Origin of the sequence: Nonomuraea sp. NPDC049649, from assembly GCF_040675175.1 — a bacterium.
GTDB lineage: Bacteria > Actinomycetota > Actinomycetes > Streptosporangiales > Streptosporangiaceae > Nonomuraea.
In genome coordinates, this window is sequence record NZ_JBFAOH010000015.1 from 37,661 (window position 1) to 51,989 (window position 14,329).

The 14,329-nt window shown below is 70.9% G+C and carries 14 protein-coding genes; 12 read left to right on the forward strand and 2 right to left on the reverse strand.

Annotated features, from left to right (window positions below):
- Window positions 1-106: 106 nt before the first annotated feature.
- From AB0J42_RS20420 to AB0J42_RS20435, 4 genes are read left to right on the forward strand one after another with little or no spacing between them, the layout of a single operon-like run.
- Window positions 107-970, forward strand: a complete 864-nt coding sequence (locus tag AB0J42_RS20420) for an ABC transporter permease (protein WP_364296564.1) — start codon at window positions 107-109, stop codon at window positions 968-970.
- The gene (locus AB0J42_RS20425; protein ID WP_364296566.1) at window positions 967-1,779 is read left to right on the forward strand and encodes an ABC transporter permease; all 813 of its coding nucleotides are present in this window, start codon (window positions 967-969) and stop codon (window positions 1,777-1,779) included. The genes AB0J42_RS20420 and AB0J42_RS20425 overlap by 4 nt, the downstream gene beginning before the upstream one ends.
- Window positions 1,776-2,879, forward strand: coding sequence for an ABC transporter ATP-binding protein (locus AB0J42_RS20430; protein WP_364296568.1), 1,104 nt, complete (start codon window positions 1,776-1,778; stop codon window positions 2,877-2,879). The genes AB0J42_RS20425 and AB0J42_RS20430 overlap by 4 nt, the downstream gene beginning before the upstream one ends.
- Window positions 2,855-4,483 (forward strand): amidohydrolase family protein, encoded by a 1,629-nt coding sequence (locus AB0J42_RS20435; RefSeq protein WP_364296570.1) that lies wholly within the window; start codon window positions 2,855-2,857, stop codon window positions 4,481-4,483. Before AB0J42_RS20430 ends, AB0J42_RS20435 begins: the two co-directional genes overlap by 25 nt.
- On the opposite strand, the gene speB is transcribed toward AB0J42_RS20435, so the two are convergent.
- The gene (gene speB, locus AB0J42_RS20440) at window positions 4,458-5,432 is read right to left on the reverse strand and encodes an agmatinase (protein ID WP_364296572.1); all 975 of its coding nucleotides are present in this window, start codon (window positions 5,430-5,432) and stop codon (window positions 4,458-4,460) included. The two genes, AB0J42_RS20435 and speB, sit on opposite strands and share 26 nt — an antisense overlap.
- 59 nt (window positions 5,433-5,491) lie before the next feature.
- On the opposite strand from speB, the gene AB0J42_RS20445 reads away from it, so the two are divergent.
- The 7 genes from AB0J42_RS20445 to AB0J42_RS20475 all read left to right on the forward strand — a co-directional run bounded on the left by AB0J42_RS20445 (window position 5,492) and on the right by AB0J42_RS20475 (window position 13,401).
- Window positions 5,492-6,079 (forward strand): flavin reductase family protein, encoded by a 588-nt coding sequence (locus tag AB0J42_RS20445; protein WP_364296574.1) that lies wholly within the window; start codon window positions 5,492-5,494, stop codon window positions 6,077-6,079.
- 5 nt (window positions 6,080-6,084) lie between these two features.
- Window positions 6,085-7,518 (forward strand): 4-hydroxyphenylacetate 3-hydroxylase N-terminal domain-containing protein, encoded by a 1,434-nt coding sequence (locus AB0J42_RS20450; RefSeq protein ID WP_364296576.1) that lies wholly within the window; start codon window positions 6,085-6,087, stop codon window positions 7,516-7,518.
- Window positions 7,515-8,729 carry a M20/M25/M40 family metallo-hydrolase gene (locus AB0J42_RS20455; RefSeq protein ID WP_364296578.1) on the forward strand — a complete coding sequence of 405 codons (1,215 nt, stop codon included), beginning with the start codon at window positions 7,515-7,517 and terminating at the stop codon, window positions 8,727-8,729. The genes AB0J42_RS20450 and AB0J42_RS20455 overlap by 4 nt, the downstream gene beginning before the upstream one ends.
- Window positions 8,726-9,556: a polysaccharide deacetylase family protein gene (locus AB0J42_RS20460; RefSeq protein WP_364296580.1), complete on the forward strand. Its 831-nt coding sequence runs from the start codon at window positions 8,726-8,728 to the stop codon at window positions 9,554-9,556. Before AB0J42_RS20455 ends, AB0J42_RS20460 begins: the two co-directional genes overlap by 4 nt.
- Window positions 9,556-11,172 (forward strand): amidohydrolase, encoded by a 1,617-nt coding sequence (locus AB0J42_RS20465; protein ID WP_364296582.1) that lies wholly within the window; start codon window positions 9,556-9,558, stop codon window positions 11,170-11,172. Before AB0J42_RS20460 ends, AB0J42_RS20465 begins: the two co-directional genes overlap by 1 nt.
- A gap of 15 nt (window positions 11,173-11,187) precedes the next feature.
- Complete coding sequence (locus AB0J42_RS20470) at window positions 11,188-12,366, forward strand: C45 family peptidase (protein ID WP_364296584.1); 1,179 nt, start codon at window positions 11,188-11,190, stop codon at window positions 12,364-12,366.
- 75 nt (window positions 12,367-12,441) lie between these two features.
- The gene (locus tag AB0J42_RS20475) at window positions 12,442-13,401 is read left to right on the forward strand and encodes an alpha/beta hydrolase family protein (RefSeq protein ID WP_364296586.1); all 960 of its coding nucleotides are present in this window, start codon (window positions 12,442-12,444) and stop codon (window positions 13,399-13,401) included.
- Here AB0J42_RS20475 and AB0J42_RS20480 read toward each other — a convergent pair.
- Complete coding sequence (locus tag AB0J42_RS20480) at window positions 13,396-13,749, reverse strand: hypothetical protein (RefSeq protein WP_364296588.1); 354 nt, start codon at window positions 13,747-13,749, stop codon at window positions 13,396-13,398. The two genes, AB0J42_RS20475 and AB0J42_RS20480, sit on opposite strands and share 6 nt — an antisense overlap.
- A gap of 219 nt (window positions 13,750-13,968) precedes the next feature.
- Here AB0J42_RS20480 and AB0J42_RS20485 point away from each other — a divergent pair, with 219 nt between their 5' ends.
- The gene (locus AB0J42_RS20485; protein WP_364296590.1) at window positions 13,969-14,307 is read left to right on the forward strand and encodes a hypothetical protein; all 339 of its coding nucleotides are present in this window, start codon (window positions 13,969-13,971) and stop codon (window positions 14,305-14,307) included.
- Window positions 14,308-14,329: the final 22 nt, after the last annotated feature.

Below are 14,329 nucleotides of genomic sequence, written 5' to 3' on the forward strand. Positions count from 1 at the left end.
TCGGGACCACCCCTCTCTCGATGAACGCGGGTGCCGTCCGCATGCGGCACCCGCGTCCTCCCACCTCTCATAGCCGACCGAGCACGACAGGAGCGGGAACCACGGCATGCTGAAGCTCGCCCAGCAGACGACCCGGCGACTACGGGGGATCCCTCTGGCGATCCCCCTGCTCGTCCTGCTCGTCGTATTCTTCGCCATCCCCGTCCTGGAACTGGTGCGGCGCTCGTTCCTCGACGCGGACGGCGCCCTGACGATGCAGAGCTACGGGGACTTCCTCGGTACGCCTGCCTATCGCACAATCCTGTTCCGCACGTTCTTCGTCGCGGTCATCTGCACCGCGGCGTGCCTCTTGTTCGCGTACCCGTACGCGTACCTCATGACCCTGGCCGGTCCGCGGCTGCGCCGGGCACTTCTCGTGCTGGTGCTGCTGCCGTTCTGGACCAGCCTGATGGTCCGTACGTACGCCTGGCTGGTGCTGTTGCAGGACACGGGACCGATCAAGGCGGTGCTGGCCGCGATCGGGCTGGAACAGGTGCACCTGATCCGCAACACCACGGGCGTGGTCATCGGCATGGCGCAGATCCTGCTGCCCTTCATGGTGCTGCCGCTCTACAACAACCTGCAGAAGATCGAGCGGTCCGACCTGCTGGCCGCCCAGTCGCTGGGGGCGACGCCGGTGCGGGCCTTCTGGCGGGTGTACTTCCCGCAGAGCCTGCCGGGCCTCTTCGCGGGCAGCGTCCTCGTCTTCATCCTCGCGCTCGGCTTCTACATCACGCCCGTGATCCTCGGCTCGCCGCAGAACTCGATGATGTCCCAGCTGATCGTCCGGCAGGTCACCGAGCGGCTCGACTGGGCCAGCGGCGGCGCCATGGCCGTGGTGCTCGCCGTGCTGACCCTGATCTTCGTGAGCCTCATGAGCCGGGTCGTCAACGTCCAGCAGGCCTTCGGCGGAACGGGGGGCAAGCAATGACCACCACGGAGTCCCGGAGCCGGCCCCGCTGGCTCTACCTCATGGCCGCCATCGTGGGCATCTGGATGACGGCGCCGCCGCTCGTCGTCATCCCGATGAGCTTCGCCTCCGAGCGCACGCTGACCTTCCCCCCGACCGGCTACTCGCTCCGCTGGTACCAGGAGTTCTTCGAGAACCCGGTCTGGATCGACGCGCTCCGATCGTCCCTCATGATCGCCGTCCTGGTCATGGTCATCTCGGTGGTGATCGGGACGCTCGGCGCGTTCGCCGTGGTCCGCGGGCGGTTCCGGGGCCGCGGGGTGCTGGAGACGGTGGGGATCGCCCCGCTGGTCGTCCCGGTCGTGGTGCTGGGCATCGGGGTCTACGCGATGTTCCTGCGCTGGGGACTGATCGGCACGGTGCCCGGTTTCGTCGCCGCCCACTGCGTCCTCGCGGTCCCGTACGTGATGATCACAGTGGGCAGCGCGCTGCGCGTGGTGGACCACCAGCTGGAGCGCGCGGCCCAGTTGCTGGGCGCCCGCCCGCACCGGGTGTTCCTGCGCGTGACGCTGCCGCTGATCGCCCCGGGCATGATGGCCGGCGGGCTGTTCGCCTTCGTCACCTCGTTCGACGAAGTGGTCGTCTCGCTCTTCATCGTCAGCCCGGGCCTGCGGACGCTCCCGGTCGAGATGTACTCCAGCGTGACGCGGGACATCAACCCGACCATCGCCGCGGCCTCGACCCTGATCCTCCTGGTCAGCACCGTGCTCATCCTCATCTCGACCAAGTTCCTCTTCTCCAGCAGCGCCAACGGAAGGTCTAAGCGATGACCGTTGCAGTGGACACCGACCTCGCCCTGGAACTGCGCGGTGTCACCAAGCAGTACCCGGGCACCGACACGGCGGCCGTCAGCGGCGTCGATCTCAAGATCGGCCGCGGCGAGTTCGTGACCTTCCTCGGTCCCAGTGGTTCCGGCAAGACCACGACCCTGAACATGATCGCCGGCTTCATCTCGCCGACCGCTGGTGAGATCGTCATGCACGGCCAGGACATCGCCGACCTGCCCCCGCATGAGCGCAACCTCGGGATGGTCTTCCAGAACTACGCGCTGTTCCCGCACATGTCAGTCTGGGACAACGTCGCGTTCCCGCTGGTCGAACGGAAGTACCCCAAGGACCAGGTCCGCGAGCGGGTGCGCGCGGCCCTGGAGATGGTGAACCTCACCGGTTTCGAGAAGCGCCGCCCCCGTGAGCTGTCCGGTGGCCAGCAGCAGCGCGTCGCCCTGACCAGGGCGCTCGTGTTCGACCCGCCCATCCTGCTGATGGACGAACCCCTGAGCGCCCTCGACAAGAAGCTGCGCCAGCGGCTTCAGCTGGAGATCAAGCGCGTCCACCGCGAGGTCGGGATCACGTTCCTGTTCGTCACCCACGACCAGGAGGAGGCGATGGCGCTCTCGGACCGTGTGGTCGTCTTCGACCAGGGCCGGATCGAGCAGGTCGGCACGCCCGACGAGCTCTACCGCCGGCCCGCGACGCGGTTCGTCGCGGAGTTCCTCGGCGACAGCAACCTGATCGAGGGCAAGCTCGTCACGCAGGAGGGCGTCCCCGCCCTGGAGACCCCGGACTGCCGGATCCCGCTGCCGGGCTTGCTAGGCGGCGGGGGGAACCCGTCCGGCGAGGAGCAGTGCGTGATGTTCCGGCCGGAGGACGTCAAGGTCGTGCCCGGCGACGACGAGGAGGCGGCCTGCCGGGGCCGCGTCCGCGAGGTCGTCTACCTCGGTTCCGAGCAGCGGGTGATCGTCACGACGGAGAGCGGCCGCGACGTGACCGTGCGGACGGCCGGTGACCTGACCGCGACACCCGCCGTGGGGGACACGGTCGGCCTGCGGTTCTCTGCGAGCAACGCATGGCTGATCCCCAAGAGCGGGTAAGCCTGGTCCGGGCCCGCGCCGTGCTGCCGGAGGCCGGGTGGGAGGGCCGCCCCGTGGACGCGCTCGCCGTGGCGGGCGGCAAGGTGGCTGCGGTCGGCACGTACGAGGATCTGTCCGGCGCCTGGCCGGACGCGGGCGTGGTGGACCTGGGCGGCCGCTGGGTCGTGCCCGGGCTGGAGGACGCGCACTGCCATCCCACGATCGCCGCCGACGAGCTGTGCCACGTCAGCCTGTCACCGCAGGACCAGCGCGAGCCACGGCAGGTGGCCGCCGCGGTGGGCCGGGCCGGGCGCAGCAACGGATGGGTGAAGCTCGTGGGCTGGCTGGAGGAGCGGTGCGGCGGCGCCCCGGTGGACCGGCACCTGCTCGACCGCCTCTGCCCGGCCGGCCCGCTGGTGATCGTGCACGCGAACGGCCACTGGGGGTACGCCAACACGGCGGGCCTGGTCCGCATGGGCTTCGCCGACGAGTCCGGCGCGGTGATCGAGACGGCGGTGCCGGCGAACGGCTGGGTGGAGTCCGGTCCCGGCGGACTGGCCACCGGCCGGGTCTTCGAACAGGCGATGTTCGACATCATGGAACCCGCCCTCGCCCGCGACCCCGGCCGCGTCGCCCTGGCCGGTTTCGAGGACCGGCTGTCGGCGCTGCGACGGATCCAGCATGACTACCTGAGCCGCGGCGTCACCGCGCTGACCGAGGCCCTGTGCGGAGAGAGCGGATGGGACCTCCTCGAACGGATCCAGGCCGAGGGCGGCTCGCCGCGTTACTTCGCACTGGCGCCGGTCGGCGATCCAGACCTGGCGCGCCGCCTGGCCGCGCGCGGCGGGCCTCGCCTGAGACTGATCGGGCTGAAGTCGTTCGTCGACGGCGCGCTCAACGGCGGGACGTGCCTGCTTACCGAGCCCGTGCCGGACGGCGACCCGCAACAGCTGCGCACCGCCGACGACGTCGCGCGGGAGTTGCGCCTGGCCGCCTCGCTCGGGCTGCTCCTCGCCGTGCACGCCAACGGCGACGCGGCGATCGACGCGCTGCTCGGCGCGTCGGAGCGGACGGGGCTGCGGGGGCGGATCGAGCACGGCAGCGTCGTCCGCGACGACCAGGTGCCCGCCATCCGGCGCCACGGCTGGGGCGTCGTACCGTTCGGCTCGTACGTCCGCGAGCACGGAGAGCGGCTCGCGGACACCTACGGGCGCGACCGGATGGGAGGGCTCATCCGGCACCGGACCCTCATCGAGGCAGGTGTCCCGGTGGGCGGTTCCTCGGACTACCCCTGCGCGGGCCCCGACCCCTGGCAAGGCATGTGGAGCTGCGTTACGCGGCGCTCCCGGGAGGGGGAGATGCTCGGTGGACAGGAGCGGCTCACTCCGGTGCAGGCGCTGCGCCTGTACACGCGGGGATCGGCGTCGGTGCGGCCGGGAAGCGGCGCGGCCGGCACGCTGTGGCCGGGCGCCCCGGCGGACTTCGCGGTGCTCGACACCGACCCTCGGCGGCCGGAGGGGCTCGAACGCCAGGCCGGCGCGCCGGTGGCGGCCACGTTCGTGGCCGGCGAACCCGTGTACGCCGGCCACGATGTCGAGGTCAATGGGCCGGAGCGGGGTCGCTGACGCGCTCACCGCCGGCCATCACGGTGAGCAGTTCATAGGTGACGTGGCTGGCCGCGATGCCGGTCAGCTCCGCGTGGTCGTAGGCGGGCGCCACCTCGACGACGTCCGCGCCCACCACGTTGCGCCCGTCGAGGGCGCGCAGCATCTCCAGCAGCTCGCGGCTGGTCAGGCCGCCCGCCTCCGGAGTCCCGGTGCCGGGCGCGTGCGCCGGGTCGAGGACGTCGATGTCCACCGAGACGTAGATCGGGCGGTCGCCGAGCCGCCGCAGCATGACCTCGATCAGCGAGTCGAGCCGCTCATAGGCGAACTGGCGGCTGGTCAGCTGCTGGAAACCGAGCCGGGCGTCGTCGGTGAGGTCCTCCTCCGCGTACACGGGCCCGCGGATGCCGACGTGCAGGCAGCCCTCGGGGTCCAGCAGGCCCTCCTCGGACGCCCGCCGGAACGGAGTGCCGTGGGTGAGTGGCTGGCCGAAGTAGGTGTCCCAGGTGTCGAGATGCGCGTCGAAGTGCAGCACCGCGAGCTCGCCGTGGTGGCGGTGCAGGTCACGCAGCAGGGGCAGCGCGACCGTGTGGTCCCCGCCGAGGGTCACCAGGCGCGTGCCCGCACCGGTCAGCGCCCCGGCCTGCTCCTGGATCTGCCCGACGGCGTCCGTGATGTCGAACGGGTTGATGACCATGTCGCCGGCGTCGGCGACCTGCACGATCCCGAACGGGGAACGTTCCAAGGCCGGGTTGTACGGCCGCAGCAGCCGAGAGGACTGACGGATGTGGGAGGGGCCGAACCGCGCCCCCGGGCGGTAGCTCACGCCGCTGTCGAACGGCGCGCCGATGACGGCGAGGTCGGCCTTGGCGACCTGGTCGGTGCGGGGCAGGCGGGCGAAGGTCGCGGGCCCGGCGTAGCGCGGGACCTCGGTGCCGGACACCGGCCCGACGGGACGGCTGTTTTCCATGCGGTCCTTCCTTCAGCGAGGGCATTGCGCCCAGGATACGCGATCTGTAGTATCACTGCATGAACTTCAGTCACACTGCAGAACCGGGTCTCTCCGACTCCGTCCGCAGCGTGCTGCGCCGGGTTCCCGCCACCGTCGTGGTCGTGACCTCGTTCGTGTCCGGCAGGCCCTGGGGGGTCACCGCGTCGAGCTTCTCGTCGGTGACCCTTGACCCTCCGGTCGTGTCGATCTGCCTGTTCTCGCACACCGCGGTCATCCGGGCGGCCCGGCTGCACGGCCGGGTGGGCGTCTCGGTGCTGTCGGCCGACCAGGTCCACATCGCCCGCGCGGCCGCCACGCCCGGCGCCCCCAAGTTTCTGGAGTCCTTCTCCCCGGAGAGCGAAGGGCTGGGGGACACCGGCGTGCTCCATCCGGCGCCCAACCGGCGCTGGGACCCGCACGACGGCGCCGCCGTCCCGCCGGCGCCGTCGGTGCACGGTGCGCTCGCCCACCTCGACTGCGCCGTCTCGCAGGTCGTGACCATCGGCGACCACGACGTGCTCTTCGCCCGGGTGGAGAAGGTGCGGGAAGGCGGCCCCGCCCTGGCGCCACTCCTCTACTACGACCGTGACTTCTACCGTCTCCCCGACGACCCCATCGAAGGTTGAGGACCATGCTCAAGACTGGTGACGAATACCGGGAGAGCCTGCGTGACGGCCGCGTCGTGCTGGCCGCCGACGGCTCACGGGCGTCCGACGTCACCACGCACCCGCAGTTCCGGGACGCCGTGGACACTGTCGCCGCCCTCTACGACATGCAGCACCGGCCGGACACGGCCGAGATCGCCACCTATCAGGACGAGGAGACCGGGGAGCGGGCCAGCCGCGCCTGGCAGGTGCCCCGGAACAAGGACGACCTGGTCGCCCGGCGCGAGCTCGCCCGGCTGTCCACGTACCACACCTTCGGGGTGTTCGGGCGGCCGCCGGACTACGGCTCATTCAACGCGCTCGGCCTGCTCTCCGTCGCCGACCGGATCGCCCCCAGCAGCGAGGAGTGGGCGCGCAACATCGACGCGTTCATCACCTGGGGCCGGGCGAACAACGCGATGAGCGCCGACATCGTCGCCGACGTCCAGTCGGACCGGTCGGTGCCGGCCGCGCAGAAGCCCGGCCGGCTTCGATGCGTCGAGGAGCGCAAGGACGGCCTGGTCCTGTACGGCGCCAAGCCCTGCGCCTCTGGAGCGGTCCACTCCCACATTGGCACCATCGTCACGCTGCTCACGCCGGGCGCCGACCCGGACGCGAACCTGTTCTGCTACGTGCCGCTCAACGCGCCGGGCCTGACGATGGTGGCCCGCGAACCGCTGATCATGCCGGGCACGACCGGCGAGCACCCGCTGGACGTGCGAGGCGAGGAGCCCGACTCCCTGCTCGTCTTCGACAGGGTCTTCGTGCCCCGCGAGCACGTGTTCTCCTTCCGCAACGAGGAGATGCTGGGCCTGTACCACGAGCTAGGCGCCCTCGCGCTCTGGCACATCCTGGCCCGGCTGGCCTACAAGTCGGAGATCCTCGCCGGCACCGCCCAGACGATCGTCGAGGTGCTGGGCACGGAGAACATCCCGCAGGTGCGCGACGCCGTAGCGGAGATCACCGCCTACGCGACCGCGCTGCGCGCCTACGTGCTCGCCGCCGAGGACACCGCCGCGCACGCCAACGGCGTCCTCGTCCCGGCCGAGCGGTACGTCACCGCTGGGCGGCTGCACTCCGTCGAGCACTACCCGCGGATGCTGCAGCTGCTGCGGGAGATCTCCGGCCAGGGCCTGATCAGCCGCTTCTCCGAGCGGCAGTTCGCCGACGGCTCGGTGGGGGACATGCTCAAGGAATTCCTCCCCGGTACGGGTGTCAGCGCGGAGGCCAAGAACCGGGTGTTCAACTTCGTCTGGGACTTGACCTGCGGCGCGAACGCCATGCGCGTCGCCCTTTTCGAGAACGTCAACGCCACGCCCCCGGCCGCGATGCGGGCCCGCATCTACGCCTCCCCGTATCGCAAGCCGTGGCGGGACTTCGTCCTCGACCACCTGGGCGTCGACATCAGCGCGGCCAGATGACGGCGACACCGACCGGCGCGGCAACCCGGGACGAGCTCGGAACCCTCCTGCTCGACCTGCTGGCTGCCCCCAGCCCGAACCCGCCCGGCGACGTGCGCGACGTCGCCGGGGTCGTGGCCGCGTACTGCGACCGCACCGGCCTGCCGTACCGGCTGGACCGGCAGGCCGCGCACCGCCGCAACCTCGTCGTCGACGTGCTCGGGACGGCCGGGAAGGACGGCAGGCACCTGGTGTGGAACGGGCACCTCGACACGTTCCCCGCCTCCGGCCCGCCGTCCCGGCCCCGGCGCGCCGGGGACCGGGTGCACGGCAGGGGAGCGGTCGACATGAAAGGCGGGGTCGCGGCGTTCCTCGTGGCCGCGCGCAGGCTGCGCGAGAGCGCCGGCGACCTGCCCGGGCGGCTCTCGCTGGTCCTGGTGTGCGACGAGGAGACCTTCGGCCCGATGGGCGCGCGCGGCCTGCTCCGGCGCCGGCCCGACCTGCTCGGCGACGCGCTGGTCAGCACCGAGCCGTCGTCCCTCGGCCTCGTGCGGGTTGCCGAACGCGGCTACCTCTGGCTCATGGTGCACGTGCCCGGCCGGAGCATGCACGCCGCCTACCCCAGCGCCGGGGAAGGCGCGATCCTGCGCGCCGCAGCGTTCGCCCGCCGCCTGGCCGACCTCGTAGCCGAGATCAACCGCGGGCTCGTGCACCCGCCGCCGACCCTCCGGGACGAGGCCATGGACCGGCTGCTGGGCGAAGGCGCCGCCCGCATCGTCCGGGAGGTCTCGCTCAACGTCGGCACCGTCCGCGGCGGACTGGCGGTCAACATGCGCCCGGCCGACTGCCGGATCAGCATCGACCTGCGCGTCCCCGAGACGGTCGACCAGCAGGACCTGCTCGGCCGCGTCGAGGAACTGGCCCGCGAGGCCGGCGCCCGGGTCGAGGTCCTCGGCAGGGGACCGGCCAACGCCACCGACGAGGACGCCGGCATCGTCACGGCCGTGACCGAGGCTGTCACCCGGCGCACCGGTCAGCGTCCCGTTCCCTCCACCGGGATCGGCTGCACCGACGCCCGCCTGTGGCGATACGCGGGGGTGCCCGCCTGCGTGATCGGGCCCGACCCGGCCACGATGGGCGCCGACGACGAGCACGTCCGGCTCGCCGAGCTGGAAGCGCTCGTGGACATCCTGTGCGATTCCGCACGCCAGTACCTATCGGGAGAGTCATGACCGAGCGGAGACCGCCCGCGTACCCGCCCGGCCAGCGCAGCGCGCTGTGCCTGACCTTCGACCTGGACGCCCACACCATGTGGACCTCCAAGGACCCGGGGAACGCCGCCCGGCCGGCGGTGATGTCCTCGGGCGACTACGACCTGGGCCTGGGGCTGGACCTCGTGCTCGGGCTGCTCGCCGAGCACGGGATCCGGACGACGTTCTTCGTGCCCTCGGACGTCGCGGTGGCCGCGCCCGGGGCGATCGGGAAGATCACCGCCGAGGGGCACGAGATCGCCATGCACGGCACCGACCACAACCCGCTGCCGGACCGCTCCCGTACGGCTGAGACCGCGCACCTGCTTGCAGTGAAGGACACGCTTGAGCAGGTGAGCGGCACGCCCGTGCGTGGCTACCGGGCGCCGCTGTACGACGTCACCGAGCACACCCGCGACATCCTCGCCGAGATCGGCTGCACGTTCTCCTCCAACTTCATGGACGACGTGCGCCCGTACGTGGTGCGCGGCGAGCACGGCCCCGTCGTCGAGATCCCGACGCACTGGGCCCTCGACGACGGCCCCCACCTGCTGTTCGCCAACAACCCGCCGAACTACCGCCAGTTCCTCGCCAACGATCAGATCGCCCGGATCTGGACCGACGAGCTGCGGGCCATGCACGCCCTCGGCGGCGTGACGACCATGGTGCTCCACCCGCAGCTCGTGGGCCGGCCGTCCCGGGTGGCGCTGCTGGCACGGCTGATCGAGACCGCGGAGGAACTCGGCGAGGTGTGGCTCCCCACGATGGGCGAACTGGCCGCCCACCTGCTCGACCAGGAGGTGACCTGATGGAGGACGCGACGGTGCTGCTGACCGGCGCCGAGGTGGTGTCGCCCGGGGTGCCGGCCGGGACCGCCGACACGGTGGCCGTCAGCGGCTCGCGCATCGCGGCGGTCGGCACACTGGAGGCGGTGCGCGCGGCCCTGCCCGGCGCCCGGTACGAGGTCGTCGATCTGGGCGGCGGCTGCCTGACCCCGGGCTTCGTCGACCCTCACAACCACCTGCTCGCCACCGGAGAGACCATGGCGGGGGTCGACGCCGGCTACCCGGCGGTCCGTTCCATCGCCGACCTGGCCCGGGCGGTGGGGGAGGCGGCCCTCGCCCAACCGGCCGGGACCTGGGTGCGCGGCTCCGGCATGGACGTCGCCAAGTATCCGGAGGGCCGCCTGCCCACGGCCGCGGACCTGGACGCGGTCAGCCCGAACCACCCCGTGATCGTCTTCCACAAGTCCGGCCACAGTGCCGTCGTCAACTCGGTCGCCCTCGCGATGGCCGGCAGCGCGACCGAGACCGACCCCACGGGAGGCTACTTCGACCGGGACGAGACGGGGCGCGCCCGAGGGTACTGCGTCGACGCCGCCCTGGACCTCGTCTTCCCCCGGGCCGTCGACATCGACTGCCACGGCCCCAACTTCCACTTCGACGCCACTTCCGAAGACCTCGACCACGCGCTCGAGGTGGGGATCCGCGCCTACCAGGCGGCCGGCATCACGACCGTCTGCGACCCACAGGTGACCCGGCGCGAGATGACCACGTACCTGCGTGCCCGGCGCACAGGCCGGCTCGGAGTGCGCGTCGTGGCCATGCCGCTGTCGAGCAACCTCCCGGCGTTGAGCGAGGCGGGGCTGTCCAGCGGGGTCGGGGACGACTGGTTCCGGATCGGAGCCATGAAGTTCTACTCCGACGGCGCTCTCACCAGCGGCACCGCCCTGTTCAGCGGCGGTTACTCCGACGACGCGCTGACCCGGGGACAGCTGTTCTGGCAGCCCGGGGAACTGCGCGACCTGGTGGCCGACGCGATGGCCAGAGGCTGGCAAGTGGGCATCCACGCCCAGGGCGACCTGGGCATCGAGTACGCCTTGCAGGCCATCGAGGCCGGTCGCGGTCCCGGCCGGCACCGGATCGAGCACTGCGGCGGGCCGACTTCCGAACAGCTGGGACGTATCGCCGACCTGGGCGTCATCCCGGTCAACCAGCCGAACTTCCTCACCGAGAGCGGGGACGAACTGCTGACCACCCTCGGCGATCGCACGCACCGGCTGCAGCCCCTGCGCTCGGAGCTGGACCGGCAGATCCTGACGGTGCTGTCCAGCGACGCCTTCGTCTCCGACTACCGGCCGCTCCGGACCATCGCCTCGGCCATGGGACGGCAGACGGAGTCGGGCACCGTGATCGGCGCCGACGAGCGGCTCGGCTTCGACGACGCGCTGCGCATGCATACGTTGCTCGCCGCCGAAGCCCTGGGCATGGACGGGGTCATCGGTTCGATCACCCCCGGCAAGTACGCCGATCTGGTCCACTTCACCACGACCCTGAGCGACCTGCCCCCGGCCGAGCTGGCGACCACCACACCGAACGCCGCGATGATCGCCGGTCGGTGGGTGACAGGTCTGGCCCGTCCTTGAGACATGGAGAGCAAGATGCCTGAATCACGGAGATACCCCCGCATCCGGGTGAGCGGCAGCCCGTACGAACGCGGCCGTCTCTACGGTGAAGCCGCCCGCGACCGCATCCACCACGGCAGAGCCGGCTACGAGCGGGCTTTCGCCAGGGCGGCGGGCTGGAACTGGGAGCAGGCGGTCGCGGCCGCAGCGCCGCTCGAGGACGCCATCGCGGCGGCCTTCCCCGCCTACGTGGAGGAGATGCGCGGCATAGCCGACGGCGCTCAGCTCGCATTCGCCGACGTCCTCACCATGAACGCGCGCACCGAGGTGATGTGGGCCGCCACCGCCCGCCAAGCCGCGTCGATGCGGGCCGAGCACGCTCGCGAGTGCAGCTCCTTCGCGCTCCTGCCCAGCCGTACGGCCGATCGCCACACGCTGGTCGGGCAGAACTGGGACTGGCTCGTGCACGGCTTCGAGACGGTGGTCGTCCTGGAGGTGGAGCAGGACGACGCCCCCAACTACGTCACCGTCGTGGAGGCCGGGCTGCTGGCCAAGACGAGCATCAACTCCTCCGGGCTCGGCATCGCCACCAACGCGCTGGTCACCTCGGCCGACCGCGGCGCGCCGGGCCTGCCGTACCACGTGGTGCTGCGTGCCCTGGCCGACTGCCACACGCTGACCGACGCGGTCGACGTGGTCCAGCGCCACTGGCGTTCCTCCTCCGCCAACTACCTGCTGGCCCACCGTGACGGCACCGCGATCAACCTGGAGACCGCCCCCGGCGACTACAGCCAGGTGTATCCCCTGCTGCCGGTCGACGGCGGTTCTGTCCACACCAACCACTTCCTGGCGCCGCTCCGGGAGGTGACGGACGTCTCCGTCTACGCGATGCCCGACAGCCTGGTGCGCCTCCAGCGTGTCCAGGACGCCATCGCGTCGGCCGCCCGCCCAGCCACCGTCGACTCTTTGCGCGAAGCCCTCAGCGACCACGCCGACTACCCGAACTCCGTCTGCTGCCACCCGGACGTACGAACCACGCCGGAAGGGCGGTGGGCCACCGTCACGTCCGTGATCATGGACCTGGACGACCGGACCATCTGGGTCAGCGACGGAAACCCATGCCGGCATCCGTACCGCGCACTCACCTTCGACGGCCTGCTCGACAAGCCGTCGCCGCTGCTCGCGTCCGACACGGCGGACAGCCATCCGTGCTGAGTCACCCTTGGTAACGGATCCCGGCGCTCGCGCTTCCGGCCTTGAACGGTCGCGCGTGAAAAGCGAGCATGAGTCATGTCGATCTCCATCGCGCGCCTGCTCGCGGCGCTCACCCTGCTGCTGACCCTCGCCACCCCGGCCCAGGCCACCCCGTCGTCGTCACAGGTCACCGAGACGGTCGTCGAAGAAGGGCGCATCCTCGACCTGACGATCGACTCGCCGCTCCTCCACGTCCCCGGCAAGGTCCGGCTGCTCCTGCCGCCCGGCTACAGCGAGGACCCGACGCGCCGCTGGCCGGTGTTATGGCTGCTGCACGGCGGCGCAGACGGCACCTACACCGACTGGACCGCCAAGGGCGACGTGAAGAACATCGTGGGCGACCGCGAGGTCCTGGTCGTCATGCCCGACAGCGGCCCCTGCTCGGGCTACATGGACTGGAAGGACACCGGCATCCCGCCCCGCAAGTGGGAGTCGTTCCACATGGGCGAGCTCTACGACCTGCTGAAGAACGAGTACCGCGCCGGCGACCGGCAGGCCATCGCGGGCGTGTCGATGGGCGGCGGCGGAGCACTCGGGTACGCCGCGCGCTTCCCCGGCAGGTTCACGGCCGCCGCCTCCTTCAGCGGCGCGCTCGACCTCGACTATCCGGGCAAGCCCGGCATCGCCACGATGGTCGCCGTCCAGAGCGGCGCGCTGGCGTGCGGCGTCACCGTCGACCAGATCTACGGCCCCGTCGGCGGCGAGCACTGGAACCGCTACAACCCCAAGCACCAGATCGAGGCGCTGCGCGGCACCCGGCTCTACATCGCCACCGGCGACGGCCAGGCGGGCCGGGACCAGAACGGGGTCGGCAACCCGCTGCTGGTGGACGTGGTCGAGCAGTCTGTTTACGGCATGGCCGCCCAGTTCACCTCCGCGCTGGGCGAACTGGACATCCCGGTCCGGGTGAACTTCAAGCCCTTCCACCGCCACGACTGGATCAACTGGCAGGAGGAGCTGGAGAACTCGATCGACTTCCTGGTCGGCGACCTATGACGGGGCGCATACGAGGTCAATCAGGCGGGCGGACGCCACCTGCTCCAGCCAGCGGCGCGTCTTGGCTCGGCTGGTCAGGAACACCACCTGCTTGTCCACGGTGTCGCAGGCTTCCAGCCGGATGTGCAGCGAGGAGTTGTAGTTGCCGTCGATCACCCAGCGCGGCTGCGCGACCAACTCCCGCTGGGCGGCTTCGAACTTCTCCGGCGGCAGCGGGTTCCACTCGTCGTCGTAGTAGACGGCGTCCAGGTGGATGACCGGCGCATTCAGCAGACGGCCGAGTTGGCGCGCCACGTACGACTTGCCGCTGCCGCCGGACCCGACGACGGCGACCCGGTTCATCCGCATGGTGCCCGACGATAGCCGGGATGGGATGCCGTCGATGGTCTGAGTCCTCGATTTCCTCGCGGGGTCACGATGTTCCTCGATCATCGTGCCGCTTTCTTGACGGCGGGAGTCTGAGAAAAGCCGAACCAAATCGCCAAGCGCGTAGTCGTTCAGGGAAACGCCTGATGACGGCGCCCGAGCGAAAGGCGGCCCTTATTGTTCTCGGTATCTTCACCCGTCATGCTCCTGATTATCGGGCTGGCGAACCTGGCGGGCGGTGCCTGGATTCTGCGCGGGGCACGGCAGGAGGTTCGGGTGCCCGGCGTGGTCACCGGCCTGGAACGGAGCAGCGACCCCGATGGCAAGGCGTCTTTTCCCGTCTTCCGTTTCACGACGCGCGAGGGCGAGGAGGTCGAGATGACCTCGCGTCAGGGCGAGAGCAGGCCGCCTCGGCCGGGAGATCGGAATGCCCGCATCGAAACCGCCGGTCAGGACGGTTCCGCGATGGGGAGGCTGGTCGCGGGCATGGGGCTCTTCCTCGTTACTGTCGGTGTTCTCACTACGCTGGAGATCATCTGATTCCGATCTCCCGAGGGAGCAT